This window comes from Mumia spirodelae (assembly GCF_050632745.1).
Taxonomy (GTDB): domain Bacteria; phylum Actinomycetota; class Actinomycetes; order Propionibacteriales; family Nocardioidaceae; genus Mumia.
Window position 1 is genome coordinate 195964 of record NZ_JBODSD010000001.1, and the last position, 15001, is coordinate 210964.

General features: G+C 71.2%; 14 protein-coding genes. 10 read left to right on the forward strand and 4 right to left on the reverse strand.

Annotation, left to right across the window (positions count from 1 at the left end; genetic code table 11):
• Positions 1–80 precede the first annotated feature (80 nt).
• The 4 genes from ACQSSQ_RS01010 (at position 81) to ACQSSQ_RS01025 (ending at position 4783) form a co-directional block, all read left to right on the forward strand.
• Positions 81–1586, forward strand: coding sequence for a glycosyltransferase family 39 protein (locus ACQSSQ_RS01010; RefSeq protein ID WP_431325168.1), 1506 nt, complete (start codon positions 81–83; stop codon positions 1584–1586).
• Between the two features lie 171 nt (positions 1587–1757).
• A complete protein-coding gene (locus tag ACQSSQ_RS01015; RefSeq protein WP_431325169.1) occupies positions 1758–2096 on the forward strand; it encodes a DUF485 domain-containing protein in 339 nt (112 codons plus the stop codon).
• A complete protein-coding gene (locus ACQSSQ_RS01020) occupies positions 2093–3745 on the forward strand; it encodes a solute symporter family protein (protein WP_431325170.1) in 1653 nt (550 codons plus the stop codon). Before ACQSSQ_RS01015 ends, ACQSSQ_RS01020 begins: the two co-directional genes overlap by 4 nt.
• 114 nt (positions 3746–3859) lie before the next feature.
• Positions 3860–4783, forward strand: a complete 924-nt coding sequence (locus ACQSSQ_RS01025) for an AEC family transporter (protein WP_431325171.1) — start codon at positions 3860–3862, stop codon at positions 4781–4783.
• A gap of 3 nt (positions 4784–4786) precedes the next feature.
• Here the strand turns inward: ACQSSQ_RS01025 and ACQSSQ_RS01030 are convergent, their stop codons facing one another.
• Positions 4787–5827, reverse strand: coding sequence for an NAD(P)-dependent alcohol dehydrogenase (locus ACQSSQ_RS01030; RefSeq protein ID WP_431325172.1), 1041 nt, complete (start codon positions 5825–5827; stop codon positions 4787–4789).
• A 36-nt stretch (positions 5828–5863) separates the two neighbouring features.
• Here ACQSSQ_RS01030 and ACQSSQ_RS01035 point away from each other — a divergent pair, with 36 nt between their 5' ends.
• Positions 5864–6715 carry a patatin-like phospholipase family protein gene (locus ACQSSQ_RS01035; protein WP_431325173.1) on the forward strand — a complete coding sequence of 284 codons (852 nt, stop codon included), beginning with the start codon at positions 5864–5866 and terminating at the stop codon, positions 6713–6715.
• Positions 6716–6719: 4 nt separating this feature from the next.
• Complete coding sequence (locus tag ACQSSQ_RS01040; RefSeq protein WP_431325174.1) at positions 6720–7085, forward strand: sterol carrier family protein; 366 nt, start codon at positions 6720–6722, stop codon at positions 7083–7085.
• Positions 7086–7088: 3 nt separating this feature from the next.
• Here ACQSSQ_RS01040 and ACQSSQ_RS01045 read toward each other — a convergent pair whose 3' ends face one another.
• A complete protein-coding gene (locus ACQSSQ_RS01045; RefSeq protein ID WP_431325175.1) occupies positions 7089–8414 on the reverse strand; it encodes a glycoside hydrolase domain-containing protein in 1326 nt (441 codons plus the stop codon).
• Between the two features lie 21 nt (positions 8415–8435).
• Between ACQSSQ_RS01045 and ACQSSQ_RS01050 the strand changes: the two genes are divergently transcribed.
• Both ACQSSQ_RS01050 and ACQSSQ_RS01055 read left to right on the forward strand, forming a co-directional pair.
• A complete protein-coding gene (locus tag ACQSSQ_RS01050; protein ID WP_431325176.1) occupies positions 8436–9773 on the forward strand; it encodes a dipeptidase in 1338 nt (445 codons plus the stop codon).
• A gap of 154 nt (positions 9774–9927) precedes the next feature.
• Positions 9928–11046, forward strand: coding sequence for a hypothetical protein (locus ACQSSQ_RS01055; protein WP_431325177.1), 1119 nt, complete (start codon positions 9928–9930; stop codon positions 11044–11046).
• A 72-nt stretch (positions 11047–11118) separates the two neighbouring features.
• Here the strand turns inward: ACQSSQ_RS01055 and ACQSSQ_RS01060 are convergent, their stop codons facing one another.
• Positions 11119–12690 (reverse strand): long-chain-fatty-acid--CoA ligase, encoded by a 1572-nt coding sequence (locus tag ACQSSQ_RS01060; RefSeq protein WP_431325178.1) that lies wholly within the window; start codon positions 12688–12690, stop codon positions 11119–11121.
• A gap of 138 nt (positions 12691–12828) precedes the next feature.
• Between ACQSSQ_RS01060 and ACQSSQ_RS01065 the strand changes: the two genes are divergently transcribed.
• Positions 12829–12957: a hypothetical protein gene (locus tag ACQSSQ_RS01065; RefSeq protein ID WP_431325179.1), complete on the forward strand. Its 129-nt coding sequence runs from the start codon at positions 12829–12831 to the stop codon at positions 12955–12957.
• 9 nt (positions 12958–12966) lie between these two features.
• On the opposite strand, the gene ACQSSQ_RS01070 is transcribed toward ACQSSQ_RS01065, so the two are convergent.
• Entirely contained in the window at positions 12967–13425 is a 459-nt protein-coding gene (locus tag ACQSSQ_RS01070) for an SRPBCC family protein (RefSeq protein ID WP_431325180.1), read from the reverse strand.
• Between the two features lie 61 nt (positions 13426–13486).
• Between ACQSSQ_RS01070 and purF the strand changes: the two genes are divergently transcribed.
• Positions 13487–15001, forward strand: coding sequence for an amidophosphoribosyltransferase (gene purF, locus ACQSSQ_RS01075; protein WP_431325181.1), 1515 nt, complete (start codon positions 13487–13489; stop codon positions 14999–15001).

A 15001-nucleotide genomic window follows, 5' to 3' on the forward strand; every position in this document is an offset into this window, starting at 1 on the left:
GGGGCGCGGCGGATCGCGCGCGGCGAGCGCGCGCTCAAATGACGGTGCCGTGGCTCCGCTGATCGCCTAGGTTGCGGGGCATGGGTACGACGGCCCCCGAGGTCCGTGGAGACGCACCGACCACCGCACCCCTCCCGCCGTACGCCCGGGTGCCGGTCGTCTCTGCCGCCGCCGCGCTCGCGGTGGTGCTGCTGGCCACCGCGAACCGCTACGGGTTCCACCGCGACGAGCTGTACTTCCGGATGCTCGACCCGGCGTGGGGCTACGTCGACCAGCCCCCGCTCGTCCCGCTGCTCGCGGGGGCGATGACCGATCTGGTGGCGGACGAGCCGTGGGCACTGCGGCTGCCGGCGATCGTCTCGGTCGTGGCGGCGACTCTCGTGGCCGCGGCGATCACCCGCGAGGTCGGCGGCGGCGCGCTTGCGCAGGGGTTGTGCGCGTGGACGTTCGCGTTCGCCTCGTTCCCGCTGGTGGCCGGGCACGTGCTGGTCACCACCTCGCCGGACCTGCTCGCGTGGGTGCTCGCCTCGTGGTTCGCGATCCGTGCGCTGCTCCGCGGCGAGGACCGCTGGTGGCTCGCCGTGGGACTCGTCGTGGGCCTCGCGACGTACGACCGGCTGCTGATCCCGTGGTGGGTGCTGGGCCTGGTCGTCGGGTTGGCGCTCGTCGGACCCCGTCGTGTCCTGCGCTCGGGCTGGTTCTGGGCCGGCGGGGCGGTCGCGGCGCTGGTCGGCCTGCCGAACCTCGTCTACCAGGTCGTCAACGGCTTCCCGCAGCTCGACATGGGGGCTGCGCTCGCGGAGAACAACGCCGACGAGGTCCGGGTGATGATGTGGCCGTTCCTGTTCATCCTGCTGCCGGCGATCTGGGTGGTGGGGGCGATCGCGCTGTGGCGGCGACCGGCGTGGCGGTCTCTCCGTGCCTTCGACGTGGCGTTCGTGGTCGTCGTGGTCCTGACGTTCGTCGGCGGGGCGCAGTTCTACTACCCGGTCGGGCTGCTCGCCGTGCTGTTCGCGGTCGGGTGGGTGCCGACGGCGTCATGGCTGGTGCGGTCGGGGACGGCCACGCGCGTGGTCGTGGGTGCGCTGCTGGTCGCGTACACGGCCGTCGGTGTCGTGGTGTCCCTCCCCGTGCTGCCGGTTCGCACGCTGGGTGACTCCCCGGTCCCGGAGCTGAACATGGCGGCCGCGGACCAGGTGGGCTGGCCGGCCTACGTCCGCCAGGTCGCGGCGGCGTGGGACGGGCTGACCGCCGCCGAGCGCGCGGACGCCGCGATCGTCACCAGCAACTACGGCGAGGCCGGGGCGATCGACCGGTACGGTCCCGCGCTCGGCCTGCCCACGCCGTACAGCGGTCAGAACGCCCTCCACGACCAGGCGCGCCCACCGGACGACACGGAGACGGTGGTGTTCGTCGGAGGGCAGTACGGATTCGCGCGGACCTTGTTCGACAGCTGCGAGGTCGTGGGCCGGCTCGACAACGGCGTCGGCGTGGACAACGAGGAGGAGGGCCTCCCGATCGGGGTGTGCCGGGGTCCGTCGCGGCCGTGGCCGGAGCTCTGGGACGAGCTGCGGCACCTCGACTGAGCACCCACCGTTCGTCGCGTGAGCGCGACCGCTCACCGCGGCGACCGCGCCGTACGGCGACCGCTCGGACGCGTCCGGCGACCCCTTCGAGTGTGATCTGGCACACACCCGGGTACCGCCTCTAGCGTCACGCGGAGATCCCCCATGTCCGTGCACCCGAGAGGTGAAGCCGTGATCGAGAGAACCACTGCGGCGGAGGATGCGGCCTACGCGCGCATCCATTCGACCGACGAGTTCCGAACCCTCAAGCGCAAGTACGTCGGCTTCGTCGTCCCCGTGACGATCGGCTTCATGAGCTGGTACCTGCTCTACGTCATCTGCTCCAACTGGGCCCCTGGCTTCATGAGCACCCAGATCGTCGGCAACATCAACGTCGCCCTCGTCTTCGGTCTGCTCCAGTTCGTCACGACGTTCGGCATCGCGATCTGGTACTCGAAGTTCTCCGCCAAGAACCTCGACCCGATCGCTGACAAGCTGCGCGCCGACTACGACGAGGAGGTCGGCCGATGAGCTCCCGCGACGTGATCCTCGCCGCCAGCGCCGAGGGAGACCACCAGACGCTCACCACGGTGCTGTTCATCGGCGTCGTGCTCCTGACGGTCGGCATCACCTTCTGGGCCAGCCGCAACACCAAGACGGCGGCCGACTACTACGCCGGTGGACGTTCCTTCAGCGGCTTCCAGAACGGCATGGCGATCGGCGGCGACTACATGTCGGCCGCGTCGTTCCTCGGCATCTCGGGCGCGATCGCCCTCTCCGGGTACGACGGCTTCCTCTACTCGATCGGCTTCCTCGTCGCGTGGCTGGTCGCGCTGCTGCTGATCGCGGAGCTGCTGCGCAACTCCGGGCGCTTCACCATGGCCGACCAGCTGGCGTACCGCATGCGGCAGCGGCCGGTCCGCACCGCGGCGTCGGTGTCGACGGTGGTCGTCTCGATCTTCTACCTGCTGGCGCAGATGGTCGGTGCCGGCGCGCTCGTCTCTCTGCTCCTCGGGGTCGAGGGCGACACGCTCAAGAACCTCACGATCGTCGGCGTCGGCATCCTGATGATCTTCTACGTCGTCGTCGGCGGCATGAAGGGCACGACCTGGGTGCAGATCGTCAAGGCGGTCCTGCTGATGGTCGGCACGCTGCTGATCAGCGTCCTGGTGCTCGCGAAGTTCAACTTCAATCTGTCCGACCTGCTCGGCACGGCCGCCTCGAACTCCGGGCACGGCCAGGCCTTCCTCGAGCCCGGCCTCAAGTACGGCGCGACCTTCACGAGCAAGCTCGACTTCCTCTCGCTCGGCATCGCGCTCGTCCTGGGCACCGCCGGGCTCCCGCACATCCTCATCCGCTTCTACACCGTGCCGACGGCACGCCAGGCGCGGAAGTCGGTCAACTGGGCAATCGGCATCATCGGCACCTTCTACCTCATGACGCTGGTGCTCGGCTTCGGTGCGGCCGCGCTGCTCAGCGACGACCAGTACGCGAAGGTCGCCGAGTCCGGAGGCAACCTCGCCTCACCGCTGCTGGCCGAAGCCGTCGGTGGTGGCGCGGGATCGACCGGAGGCGCGATCCTGCTCGCCCTGATCGCGGCAGTGGCGTTCGCGACGATCCTCGCGGTGGTCGCGGGCCTGACGCTCGCGTCGGCCTCCTCGGTCGCGCACGACCTCTACGCCAACGTCTTCAAGAAGGGCGAGGTCTCGGGCAAGGACGAGGTCAGGGTCGCGCGGATCGCCGCGTTCGTGATCGGCGGCGTGGCGATCGCGCTGGCGATCCCGGGCCAGTCGCTCAACGTCGCGTTCCTGGTGGCGCTGGCGTTCGCGGTGGCGGCGTCGGCCAACCTTCCGGCCCTCATCTACAACCTGTTCTGGAAGGACTTCAACACGCGCGGCGCGGTGTGGAGCATCTACGGCGGCCTGATCACGGCCGTGGGTCTGGTGTTCTTCTCCCCGGTCGTCTCCGGCAAGGTCAACCCCGAGACGGGCGAGAGCCTGTCGCTGTTCGGGGCGGGCGTCGACTTCAGCTGGTTCCCGCTGGAGAACCCCGGCCTCGTGTCGATCCCCGTCGGGTTCCTGCTCGGCTGGCTCGGCACGATCACCGCGAAGGAGAAGGCGGACCCGCTGAAGTACGAGGAGCTCGAGGTCCGGTCGATGACCGGCGCGGGCGCCGAGTGACCACCTGACACGGGGACACCACAAGGACGTACGACTCCCTCCGTCCCGCGGGCTGCGGCTCGTCGGGCCGGGGGGAGTCGTACGTCGCCGCGGCGCTTCCGTCACGATGGAGGCGTGACGGGGGTGCTCGAGGGGTTCGGTGTGATCACCGTCGTGATCGCGGTCGGCTTCGTCCTCGCGCACCTCGGCGTGGTCACGCTCGACTACCAGTGGATGCTGTCGCGGCTGGTCTTCTTCGTCGGCAGCCCGGCCCTGCTCTTCTCTGTCCTGTCCGACACCGACGTCGCCGGTGCCCTGTCGCAGGCGCTGGTCGCGAACGCCGTCAGCGTGGCCGTCGTCGCGGCCATCGCGGTGGTTCTCGCGCGCTGGCGGTGGCGGCGGGGGTGGGGCGACACGACCCTGGCAGCACTGTCGGCCGGCTACGTCAACGCGGGGAACCTCGGTCTCCCGATCGCGATCTACGTGATCGGGGATGCCTCGGCGGTCGCCGGCGCGCTGCTCCTTCAGCTGCTCGTCCTCGCGCCGCTGGCTTTCGTCGTCCTCGACCAGTCGGCGTCCAAGCAACGCCCGACCGTCCTCTCCATCCTCTCGCGCCCGTTCCGCAACCCCGTGACCGTCGGCGCGGTCATCGGTGTCGTGGTGGCGCTGTCCGGCGTGCCGGTGCCGCGCTGGGTCGCGGACCCGATCGACCTGCTGGCCGGCCTCGCGATCCCCGGGATGCTGATCGCGTTCGGCATCTCGCTGCGCCTCGGGCCGAAGCCCGGCGCGAGCGGCGCCAGCGGCCAGGTCGCGACCCTGAGCGTGCTCAAGCTGCTCGTCCAGCCGGCCGTCGCCTACGTCGTCGGTCGGTTCGCCCTCGGTCTCGAGGGCAGCGCACTGCTCGCCGTGGTGGTGGTCGCAGGCCTGCCGACGGCGCAGAACGTGTTCGTCACCGCCGTCCGCTACGGCAGGTCCGTCCCGATCGTCCGCGACGTGGTGTTCGCGACGACGGTGCTGTCGTTCCCCACGATCCTCGCGATCGCCGCCCTCCTCGCCTGACCCTCACCCGTTCGGCAGGATCACCGCCCGCCCGCGGACCTGTCCCGCGTGCAGCCGCTCGTACGCCCGCGGCGCCTCGTCGAGCGAGTAGGTCTCGATCTCGACGTGGACCTGGTCGCGGCGGGCCATCTCGAAGACCTCGATGAGCTCGTAGCGCGCGCCCCAGTACGGCGCCTGGAACGTGGCGTCGAACGGCGTCGCCCCGAAGCCGACGGTCGCCGTGCCGCCTCCGATGCCGACGATCTGCACGTCGCCGTCGGTCGCCACCGACGCGGCCGCGATCGCGACCGTGGGCGGTGCGCCGACGAAGTCGAAGACCGCCGTCGCGCCGAGTCCGCCGGTGAGCCGCCGGATCGCGTCGGGGGCCTCGGCGTTCGACAGCACCGTCTCGTGCGCGCCGACGTCCTTGGCGAGCGACAGCTTCTCGTCGTTGACGTCGAGGGCGATCACGTGCGCGCCGGTGAGCGCGCGGAGCATCTGGATCGCCACGTGCCCCAGACCGCCCGTGCCGATCACGACCGCGGTGCTGCCGGCGACGAGCTTCGGCATCGACGAGCGGATCGCGTGGTACGGCGTGAGTCCGGCGTCGGTCAGCGACACGTTGCGCACGGGGTCGAGGTCGCCGAGCGGGACGAGGTGCCGCGCGTCGTCGACGATCATGTACTCCGCGATCGCCCCGGGCGCGCCGAGTCCCGGAGGCGCGATGCCGAGGTCGGCGGCGTACGGGCAGTAGTTCTCCATCCCGCGCGCGCACGCGTGGCAGCGCCCGCACCCCCAGGGTCCGTAGACCGCGACGGACTCGCCGCCCTCGACGCTGGTGACGCCCTCGCCGAGCGCATCGACCGTGCCGGCGCCCTCGTGGCCGAGGGTGAGGGGGAGCCCGTAGATGTACTGGTCCTCCGGCAGGCTCATGATGAACTCGTCCGAGTGGCAGACACCGGCGGCGGTGACCTTCAGGCGGATCTCGCCGGGCCCGGGCTCCGGGGTCTCGACGTCCACGACGCGCGGAGGGCTTCCGATCTCGACGTACTGGAGTGCTCGCATGGCTTCACGAAACCACCGCTCCGGCACAATGGCGCGGTGAGTACACGCGCACTCGTCCTCGGTGGAGGCGGGATCACCGGCATCGCCTGGGAGATCGGGCTCCTCCACGGCCTCGTCGAAGCCGGGGTCGACCTGACGGACGCCGACCTCGTGGTGGGCACGTCCGCCGGGTCGGTCGTCGGTGCCCAGGTGACCAACGGCGCGACGACCGAGGCGATGTACGCGCGTCAGCTCGCGCCGCTCGGCACGTACGGGCCGGAGCCGACGGCCGTGATCGGCGCAGCCGTGACCGCGCGCTGGATCTGGACCGGCCTGCGCAGCGGACGCGACCTCGAGGCGCTCGGTCGGCGCCTCGGAGCGTACGCGGTCCGTGCCGCGGCGTCCGGGCGCCTCCCGTCGGAGGAGGAGCGCATCGCGGTCGTCTCCCGGCGTCTCGTCTCGCAGGAGTGGCCGGCTCGGGACCTGCGCGTCACCGCCGTCGACGCGCAGACAGGCGCCTTCCGGGTGTTCGGCGCCGACGACGGTGTCCCGCTCGCCCGCGCCGTCGCCGCGAGCTGCGCGGTGCCGGGCGTCTACCCGCCCGTGACGATCGACGGACGCCGCTACATCGACGGCGGCACGCGGTCCTCGGCGAACGCCGACCTCGCTGCGGGACACGACCGGGTCGTGGCCCTGACTCCGATCGCCGCGGCGGTGCCGCGCTCGCGCGGAGCGGCCGCGCAGCTCGCCGGGATCGGCTCCGCGCACACGGTCGTCGCTCCCGACAAGCCCGCGCGCGAGGCGATCGGCCGCAACGTCCTCGATCCCGCAGCCCGGGCCCGCACCGCGCGCGCCGGGTACGCGCAGGCCCGCGCGGTCGCGGGCGCCGTGTCCGAGATCTGGGCGTGACGCCGTGGCGCGACGACTGAAGCCGCTCGACCCCGCCGCGTGGGACGCCCTGGCCGCGCGCGTGACCGAGGCGGGCGCGGACGCGTCCGCCGACGACCTCCGCGCTGCCACGAAGCACCTGCTCGCGCTCCTGGACCAGCGCGCGCCGGGCAACAGCGTCGAGGTTCGGGTGCCGCCCTATGCCGCGGTCCAGGTCGTCCCCGGGGCCCGGCACACGCGTGGCACCCCGCCCGCGGTCGTGGAGACCGATGCGGCGACGTGGATCGCCCTCGCCACCGGTCGTACGCCGTGGGCTGACGCGGTCGCGGCCGGGAAGGTGCGCGCGTCAGGAGAGCGCAGCGACCTCTCCGCGTACCTCCCGCTCGCCTGACCGTCAGTACTTGCCGGCGCGCAGCGAGGCCCACAGCCGGGGCTCCGCGGTCCGCCAGGCGGGGAGCTTGACCTTCTTGCGGTAGTCGAGCACCGCCCGCTCGGTCGTCGCGTCGAACAGCCCGTTGCGCGGGACGGAGCGCCCGAGCGCTGCGGTGAGCGAGCGCTGGAGCCGGTAGACGTACTTGCCGGTCGAGCCGCGCTTGAGCACCGGTGCGCTGCCGTCGGAGAGCAGCGCCACCCACACGCGTCGGGAGATCACGCCGGTCTGGGCCCACCCGTGCGCGGCCTGGAACCGCTTGACGGCCCGCTGCGCCTTGGCGCCGTGCACGGGGCTGGTCGTCTTGCCCGAGAAGTAGCCGCGCTGGCGGAGCAGGCACTTCGATGCGGGCGCCAGGGTCGGGCGGCGCTGGCCGGGCCGGACGGTGCGGTACTTGGTGACGTCCTGCGTGCCGCACTGCGCCTTCGGCTTGGTGGGCCGCGAGCCGGCGCCGACGTCCATGTAGTTGAGGTCGATGTTGATCGTGACGCCGTTGTAGCGGCTGAGCCGGTTGCCGACGTACTGGTGGATCCGCTTGCCGTCGACCCAGTAGCGGTCGTCGAGGTACGGCTCCGCGGCGAGGTTGGCCTTGCCGTTGTACCAGGCGAACCACAGGTGGTTCGGGTAGTGGTAGCCGCCGACCTGGGCGTCACGGAGCTGGTTCATCGCGGCGATCGCGGCCGAGGCGCTGGAGTAGAGGCCCGAGCGGTAGCCGAGCTGTGCGATCCGCGACCCCCAGCCGTCGATGAAGCTCACGACGGCCGAGTTGCAGGTCGTGTTCGAGATCGCGTACCACTCGATGTCCAGGTAGAGCACCCGGCCGGAGCCGATGCCCAGCGTCTTCGCGGCCGTCACGCTCTCGTTGGCCGCGGCGACTCCCTGGGCGCGCGCGGTGGTCGGGTTCGTCGACATCTTCTGCTTGTTGCCGCCGTAGCAGGGGGCCTGCATCCCGACGTGGATCGGGAGGAAGCGCCAGCCGCGCCCTGCCTGGGTGGACACCCAGGTCTTCGTCAGCTGCGCCTGGGTGCAGGCCCGCGAGGACCCGGAGATGTAGATCCCGACGGCCCCGAACGGGGACGACACCCACCACGCGTCCATCTGCGCCTGCGTCGGTGCGGTGCAGGTGTCGAAGGCGAGCCCCGTGAAGTTGCCGGGAGCGTCGACGGCCGCGGACGCGGGGCTCGCGGCGAGCGCGGGAGCGAGCGCTCCGGCGGCGAGCGCGAGGCCCGTGGCGGCTGCGCCCAGCCGGCGTGCCCAGGCGGTGCGGAGACGGCTGACGAGTGAAGACATGATCCCCCGTATGGTGCGGACATGAGCCAAGCAGCGGTGCAACGACTCCATAGCATCATGCCTTCGGTCCTCGCGGATCTGAAGAACCTCGTACGGATTCCTTCCGTGGGCGCCGATCCTTCACGTGCCGAGGATGTCCGGCGGAGCGCCGACACGGTGGCCGCACTGCTGCGCGAGGCCGGGTTCGCCGAGGTCGACGTGGTGTCGGCGGGCGGGGGACCGGCCGTCATCGCGAACCACCCCGCCCCTCCCGGCGCCCCCACGGTGCTTCTCTACGCGCACCACGACGTCCAGCCCACGGGCGACCCCGCGGCGTGGACGTCGTCGCCGTTCGAGCCGACCGAGCGGGGCGAACGCCTGTACGGCCGGGGCGCCGCCGACGACAAGGCCGGGATCGCGGCCCACCTGGCCGCGTTCCGGGCGTGGGACGGCCAGCCGCCGGTCGGCGTGACCGTCTTCGTGGAGGGCGAGGAGGAGTCGGGCTCGGCGGGCCTCGGCACGCTGCTCGACACCTACCGCGACCGCCTGGCCGCCGACGTGATCGTGATCGCCGACTCGGGAAACTGGGACATCGGCACCCCGGCCCTCACGACCACGCTCCGCGGCCTGGTGGACTGCGTCGTCGAGGTCGAGACGCTCGAGCACGCCGTGCACTCCGGGATGTGGGGCGGCGTCTTCCCGGACGCGCTCTCGGTCCTCGTCCGCCTGCTCGCCACGCTCCACGAGGACGACGGCGAGGTGGCGGTCAAGGGTCTGCACGCCGGGGAGGCCGCCGACGTCGTCTATCCCGAGGACCGTCTCGTGTCCGAGTCGGGCGTCCTCGAGGGCGTCGAGCAGATCGGCTCCGGATCGGTCGTCGACCGGTTGTGGACCAAGCCCGCGATCAGCGTCATCGGCATCGACGCCCCGACGGTGGCCGACTCCTCGAACACGCTCGTGCCCCGCGCACGGGCGAAGGTGTCGATGCGGATCGCGCCCGGCTCGGACACCGACGCGTCGATGGACGCTCTCGTCGAGCACCTGCAGACGCACGCGCCGTGGGGCGCGCGCGTCACCGTCACACCGAACGACCGCGGCGACGCGTACGCGATCGACGCGCAGGGCCCGGCGTACGACGCGGCGCGCGCCGCCTTCCGTGAGGCCTGGGGCGGCGTGGAGCCGATCGACATGGGGGTCGGCGGGTCGATCCCCTTCATCGCGGAGTTCGCCGACCGCTATCCGGCGGCGGCGGTTCTCGTCACCGGGGTCGAGGATCCGGACACCCGGGCGCACGGGATCGACGAGGGGCTGCACCTCGGGGAGTTCGCCCGTGTGTGCGAGGCGGAGACGCTGCTGCTGGGCAAGCTCGCGGAGCTCTGACCGACGCCTGCAGCCCGGGTACCGGGGGTCCTCGCGAGCGCTCAAAAATTCACCACCATGCGAGAAGATATATTCGTAACCATATATCTTCTGTGATTTCGTCCTATGTTCTCCTGAACGGTCGCTGCAGAGGCGGCCGCGTGAAGGGAGAGACATGCAGACGACACGAACCCGCCGTGGTGCGGGCCTGATCGCGGCGGGTGCCCTCGTGGCCGGCGCCCTCGCTGCACTTCCGGTCTCCGCGGCGCAGGCTGCGGAGACCTCGACCGACTACGCCTGCGCGTACACCGGTGGTCCGTACGACACCAAGCTCGTCCTCGACGTGGACGGGCCCGCGCAGGTCACCCAGGGGCAGCCGGTGACGCTCACCGCCGATGCGTCGATCGCCTGGGGCACCTCCTGGAGCGACTACGGACGCTCGCTCAACTTCCAGTTCAAGGGCGTGACGGCGACCGCCACCGTTCTCGTCAACGGTGTCGCGCTCGCGCAGCGCGCGACCCTCACCTTCAACGACGCCGACCTCGCCGTCCCGGCCGCGGGCAACCAGACGTGGCCGGCTGCCTCGGTCTCGCTGCCGCCGATCCCGACGACCTCCGGCGCCGACGTCGCGGTCACCCTGGGCAAGGTCGACGTGAGCGGGATGATCGCGCTCACCTACACCGGCGGCAACTTCGTCCCGCTCGCGCTCCCGTGCACCGTCACGGGCACCGCGCCGACCGTCGCGTCCGTCGACGTCCTCCCGATGCCCGCGCTCGCGCCGGCGGTGGCGCTGAAGTCCGCCGGCAAGGTCGCCGTCGGCCAGCGCCTGACCGCGTCCGGCGGAACGACGACGCCCGCCAGCACGGTCGCGTACCGCTGGGCCGTCGGGGGCAGGGCCGCCGGCACCGGCACCGCGTACGTCGTGAAGCCCGCTGACCTCGGCAAGGTCGTCACCGTGACGTCGACCGCCACGAAGGCCGGCTACACGTCGCTGTCGAAGACGATCACCGTCGGCAAGGTGGCGGCGGGGACGTTCGCGGTCTCCGGCAAGGTCAAGGTCGTCGGCAAGGCGAAGGTGGGCAAGAAGCTCACCGCCAGGCCCGGCGCCGCCGCAGGGGCGAAGGTCTCCTACCAGTGGCTCAAGAACGGCAAGGCCATCAAGGGCGCGAAGGGCAAGACCCTCAAGCTCAAGAAGTCCTTCAAGGGCAAGAAGATCTCCGTGCGCGTGACGTACACGAAGGTCGGCTACAAGGCGGTCGTCCAGACCAGCAAGGCCGTGAAGGTCAAGAAGTAGGACCCTGCAGAAGGACCCGACGCTCGCGCCAGATCGTGGCGCGAGCGTCGGGTCCTCATGTCGGGTCGTGCGTCAGATCTGGCGGCCGCTGTCCGCCCAGTACGACTTGCGCAGGTCGCGCTTGAGGATCTTGCCCGAGGGGTTGCGCGGGAGCAGCTCCACGATGTCGATGGACGTGGGGCACTTGTAGCCCGCCAGCTGCTCGCGGGTGAAGGCGATCAGCTCCTCCTCGGTCACCATCTCGCCCTCGCGGAACGCCACGACCGCCTTCACGGTCTCCCCCCACCGCTCGTCCGGCACGCCGATCACCGCCACCTCGGCGACCGAGGGGTGCGCGGTGAGCACGCGCTCGACCTCCGGCGAGTACACGTTCTCGCCGCCGGTCACGATCATGTCCTTGATCCGGTCCTCGACGTAGACGTAGCCGTCGACGAACCGCCCGACGTCCCCGGTCCGGAACCATCCGTCCTCGGTGATGACCTCGGCGGTCGCCTCGGGCTTGTTGAGGAAGCCCTTCATCAGCTGCGGCGTGCGGAACCACAGCTCGCCCGGCTCGCCCTCGGGGACGTCCTCGAGCGTGAACGGGTCGACGACGCGGGTCTCGACCCCGGGGATCGGGACGCCGGCCGAGAGCAGCCGCTCGGGGTGCTCGGGGTCGAGGTGCGCCTCCGGCAGGAGGTGCGTGATGACGCCGCACACCTCGGTCAGGCCGTACACCTGCATGAACTTCGTGTCCGGCCACGCCTCCATCGCGCGCTGCAGCAGCGGGAGCGGCATCGGCGCCGCCCCGTACGTGAAGAACTTGAGCTTCCCGAACAGCGCCGCGGCCTCGGGCCCCCCGGCCAGCGCCATCTGGGCGACCGCAGGGACGAGGAAGGCGGAGTTGGCGCCCTTCATGATCGCGGTCGCCAGCGACACCGGGTCGGGATCGCGGGTCATGATGCTGGGGATCCCGTCGTGCAGGGCGAACTGCACGTACGAGGTGCCGCCGACGTGGAAGAGCGGCATCGCGACGAGGCTCTTGTCGCCGGGCTCGAGCTCCCAGCCGTCGTGGGCGTTGATGGTGTGCGCCACCATCGACCGGTGGCTCAGCATCACGCCCTTGGGCCGTCCGGTGGTGCCGGAGCTGTACATCACGAGGCACGTGTCGTCGGGCGCATGGTCGGGCGAGGGTCCCGCCGGGGTCGAGGACGCCAACCACGCCTCGTACTCGTCGTCCTCGGAGCCGTCCGGCGTGACGAGGATGATCTGCTCGACGGCGGGGAGCCTCTCGCGGATGGTCTCGATCGCCGGCAGCAGCTCGGTCCCGACGAAGAGAACCCGGGCGCCGGAGTCGTTGATCGTGTAGTCGAGCTCGTCACCGGCGAGGCGCCAGTTCACGACGGCCATCGCCAGGCCGCGCGACGCCGCCGCGAGGGTCACCTCGACGCAGGCGGGGTGGTTCTTGTCGAGGAACGCGACGACGTCGCCCCGTCCGAGACCGAGGTCGCGCAGACCCCCGGCCGCACGGCGTACCCGCTCGTCGAACTCGCCGTAGGTCCACGTGCGCTCGCCGTACGTCATGCACTCGGCGTCGGGTGTGGTCTCGGCCCAGTAGGCGATGCGGTCGTCCAGGAAGGTAGGTGTCGGAGGGGACCCGGTCATGGCTGACTCCTCGGTGCGGCGCGGTGCGTCGGCGGACAGTGCCAAGACTGTGACACGCCTCACACATCGAGGCAAGGTTGCTGTCACGATCCCTCCCCGCCGCCCGAGGGTGTGGACGCTCCTCGTAGGCTGGACGACGTGTCGCTCGCCCAGATCGCTGCCGAAGGAACGCTCCCTCAACCGCTCGTCGGGGCGGTCGCCGTGGGGATCCCGCTGCTGATCATCGCGGTGTTCTTCGTCTTCTGGGACCGCCCGAAGAAGCGCTGACGGGCGCTCTCACCCCCGCGCGGTCACCTGCGCGGCCAGGCGCTCGAGCGACCGCGTCATCTGCCGCTGCGTCGCCTCCGGCCGACGCCCTCGCGTCAGCAGCCACCGCTGCCGGTCCTCCGACACGTCCCACGTCTCGGTGACGATCGTCCCCGCCGGCACGACCTCGAGGTCGTACCGCCAGACCCGGCCGCCGACGAGCCCGCCGAGCATCGTCGTCCGCCAGGCGATGGTCTGGTTCTGGACGTGGGCGACGACGACGTTGTGCGTCGTGTAGGGGAGTCCGCGCGACATCCGGACCTCGAACTCCGACCCCTCCCGCAGCGGCACCTCGGTCGCCGAGACCACCTCGACCACGTCCTCGGCGCCGGCGAGGGCAGGGTGGGCGTACGGGTCGGCGAGGACGGCGAAGATCCGTGCCGCCGACGCATCGACGGTGCGCACGGCGCGGATGCGGTCGGAGTCCATGCGTCCAGGGTGATGGGGTCGCGGATGCGGCGCATTCGGGCGCGACACCTACACTGGACTCGTGCCTCGCGGAGACGGTCGTCTGACCCACGACCTGGACCCCCACGACGTCGGCCCCCAGGATGCCTGCGGTGTCTTCGGTGTCTGGGCTCCAGGTGAAGAAGTAGCCAAGCTCTCGTACTTCGGGCTCTACGCCCTCCAGCACCGCGGACAGGAGTCCGCCGGCATCGCGGTGAGCAACGGGTCGCAGATCCTCGTCTACAAGGACATGGGCCTGGTGTCCCAGGTCTTCGACGAGGCGACGCTCGACTCGCTGCAGGGTGGCCTCGCGATCGGCCACACCCGCTACTCGACGACCGGCGCCAGCGTCTGGAACAACGCCCAGCCGACCTTCCGGCCCACCGCGCACGGGTCCGTCGCCCTCGGCCACAACGGCAACCTGACCAACACCGCCGAGCTCGCGGAGCTGCTGGAGAAGCGCACCGCGGAGTCCGGCAGCGAGCTCGTCGGCCGCGTCCGCGAGTTCGCCACCAGCGACACCGCCGTGATGGCGTCGCTGCTCGCGTCGTACGAGGACCGCTCGCTGGAGGAGGCGGCCCTCGAGGTCCTCCCGCAGCTGCGCGGCGCGTTCTCGCTCGTCTTCATGGACAACGACACCCTGTACGCCGCGCGCGACCCGCAGGGGATCCGGCCGCTCGTGCTCGGCCGCCTCGAGCGCGGCTGGGTGGTCGCGTCGGAGACCGCCGCCCTCGACATCGTCGGAGCGTCGTTCATCCGCGAGATCGAGCCCGGCGAGTTCATCGCGATCGACGCCGAGGGCTTGCGCCACCACCGCTTCGCCGAGCCGAAGCCCAAGGGCTGCGTCTTCGAGTTCGTCTACCTCGCGCGCCCCGACACCCAGATCTCCGAGCAGCGCGTCTTCTCGGTCCGCTCCGAGATCGGGCGTCGGCTGGCCGCGGAGGCGCCGGTCGAGGCCGACCTCGTCATCCCGGTGCCGGAGTCCGGCACGCCGGCGGCGATCGGCTACGCCGAGGCGTCGGGGATCCCGTTCGGCCACGGTCTCGTCAAGAACTCCTACGTGGGTCGTACGTTCATCCAGCCGAGCCAGACGCTGCGCCAGCTCGGCATCCGGCTCAAGCTCAACCCGCTGCGCGACGTCATCGCCGGCAAGCGCCTGGTGGTCGTCGACGACTCGATCGTGCGGGGCAACACCCAGCGCCAGCTGGTCCGCATGCTCCGCGAGGCGGGCGCCGCCGAGGTCCACGTCCGCATCTCCAGCCCGCCGGTGAAGTGGCCCTGCTTCTACGGCATCGACTTCGCGACCCGCGCCGAGCTGATCGCCAACGGCATCTCGGTGGACGAGATCTGCCGCTCGATCGGCGCGGACTCCCTCTCCTACATCTCGCTCGAGGCGATGGTCGACGCGACCAACGTCCCCAAGGCCAACCTCTGCCGCGCGTGCTTCGACGGCGAGTACCCCGTCCCGCTTCCCGCGGGCAGCCTGGGCGGCAAGAACCTGCTCGAGCCGGAGGAGCACGCGGACGACCGCGTCTCCGTGACCATGGTCAACCCCTAG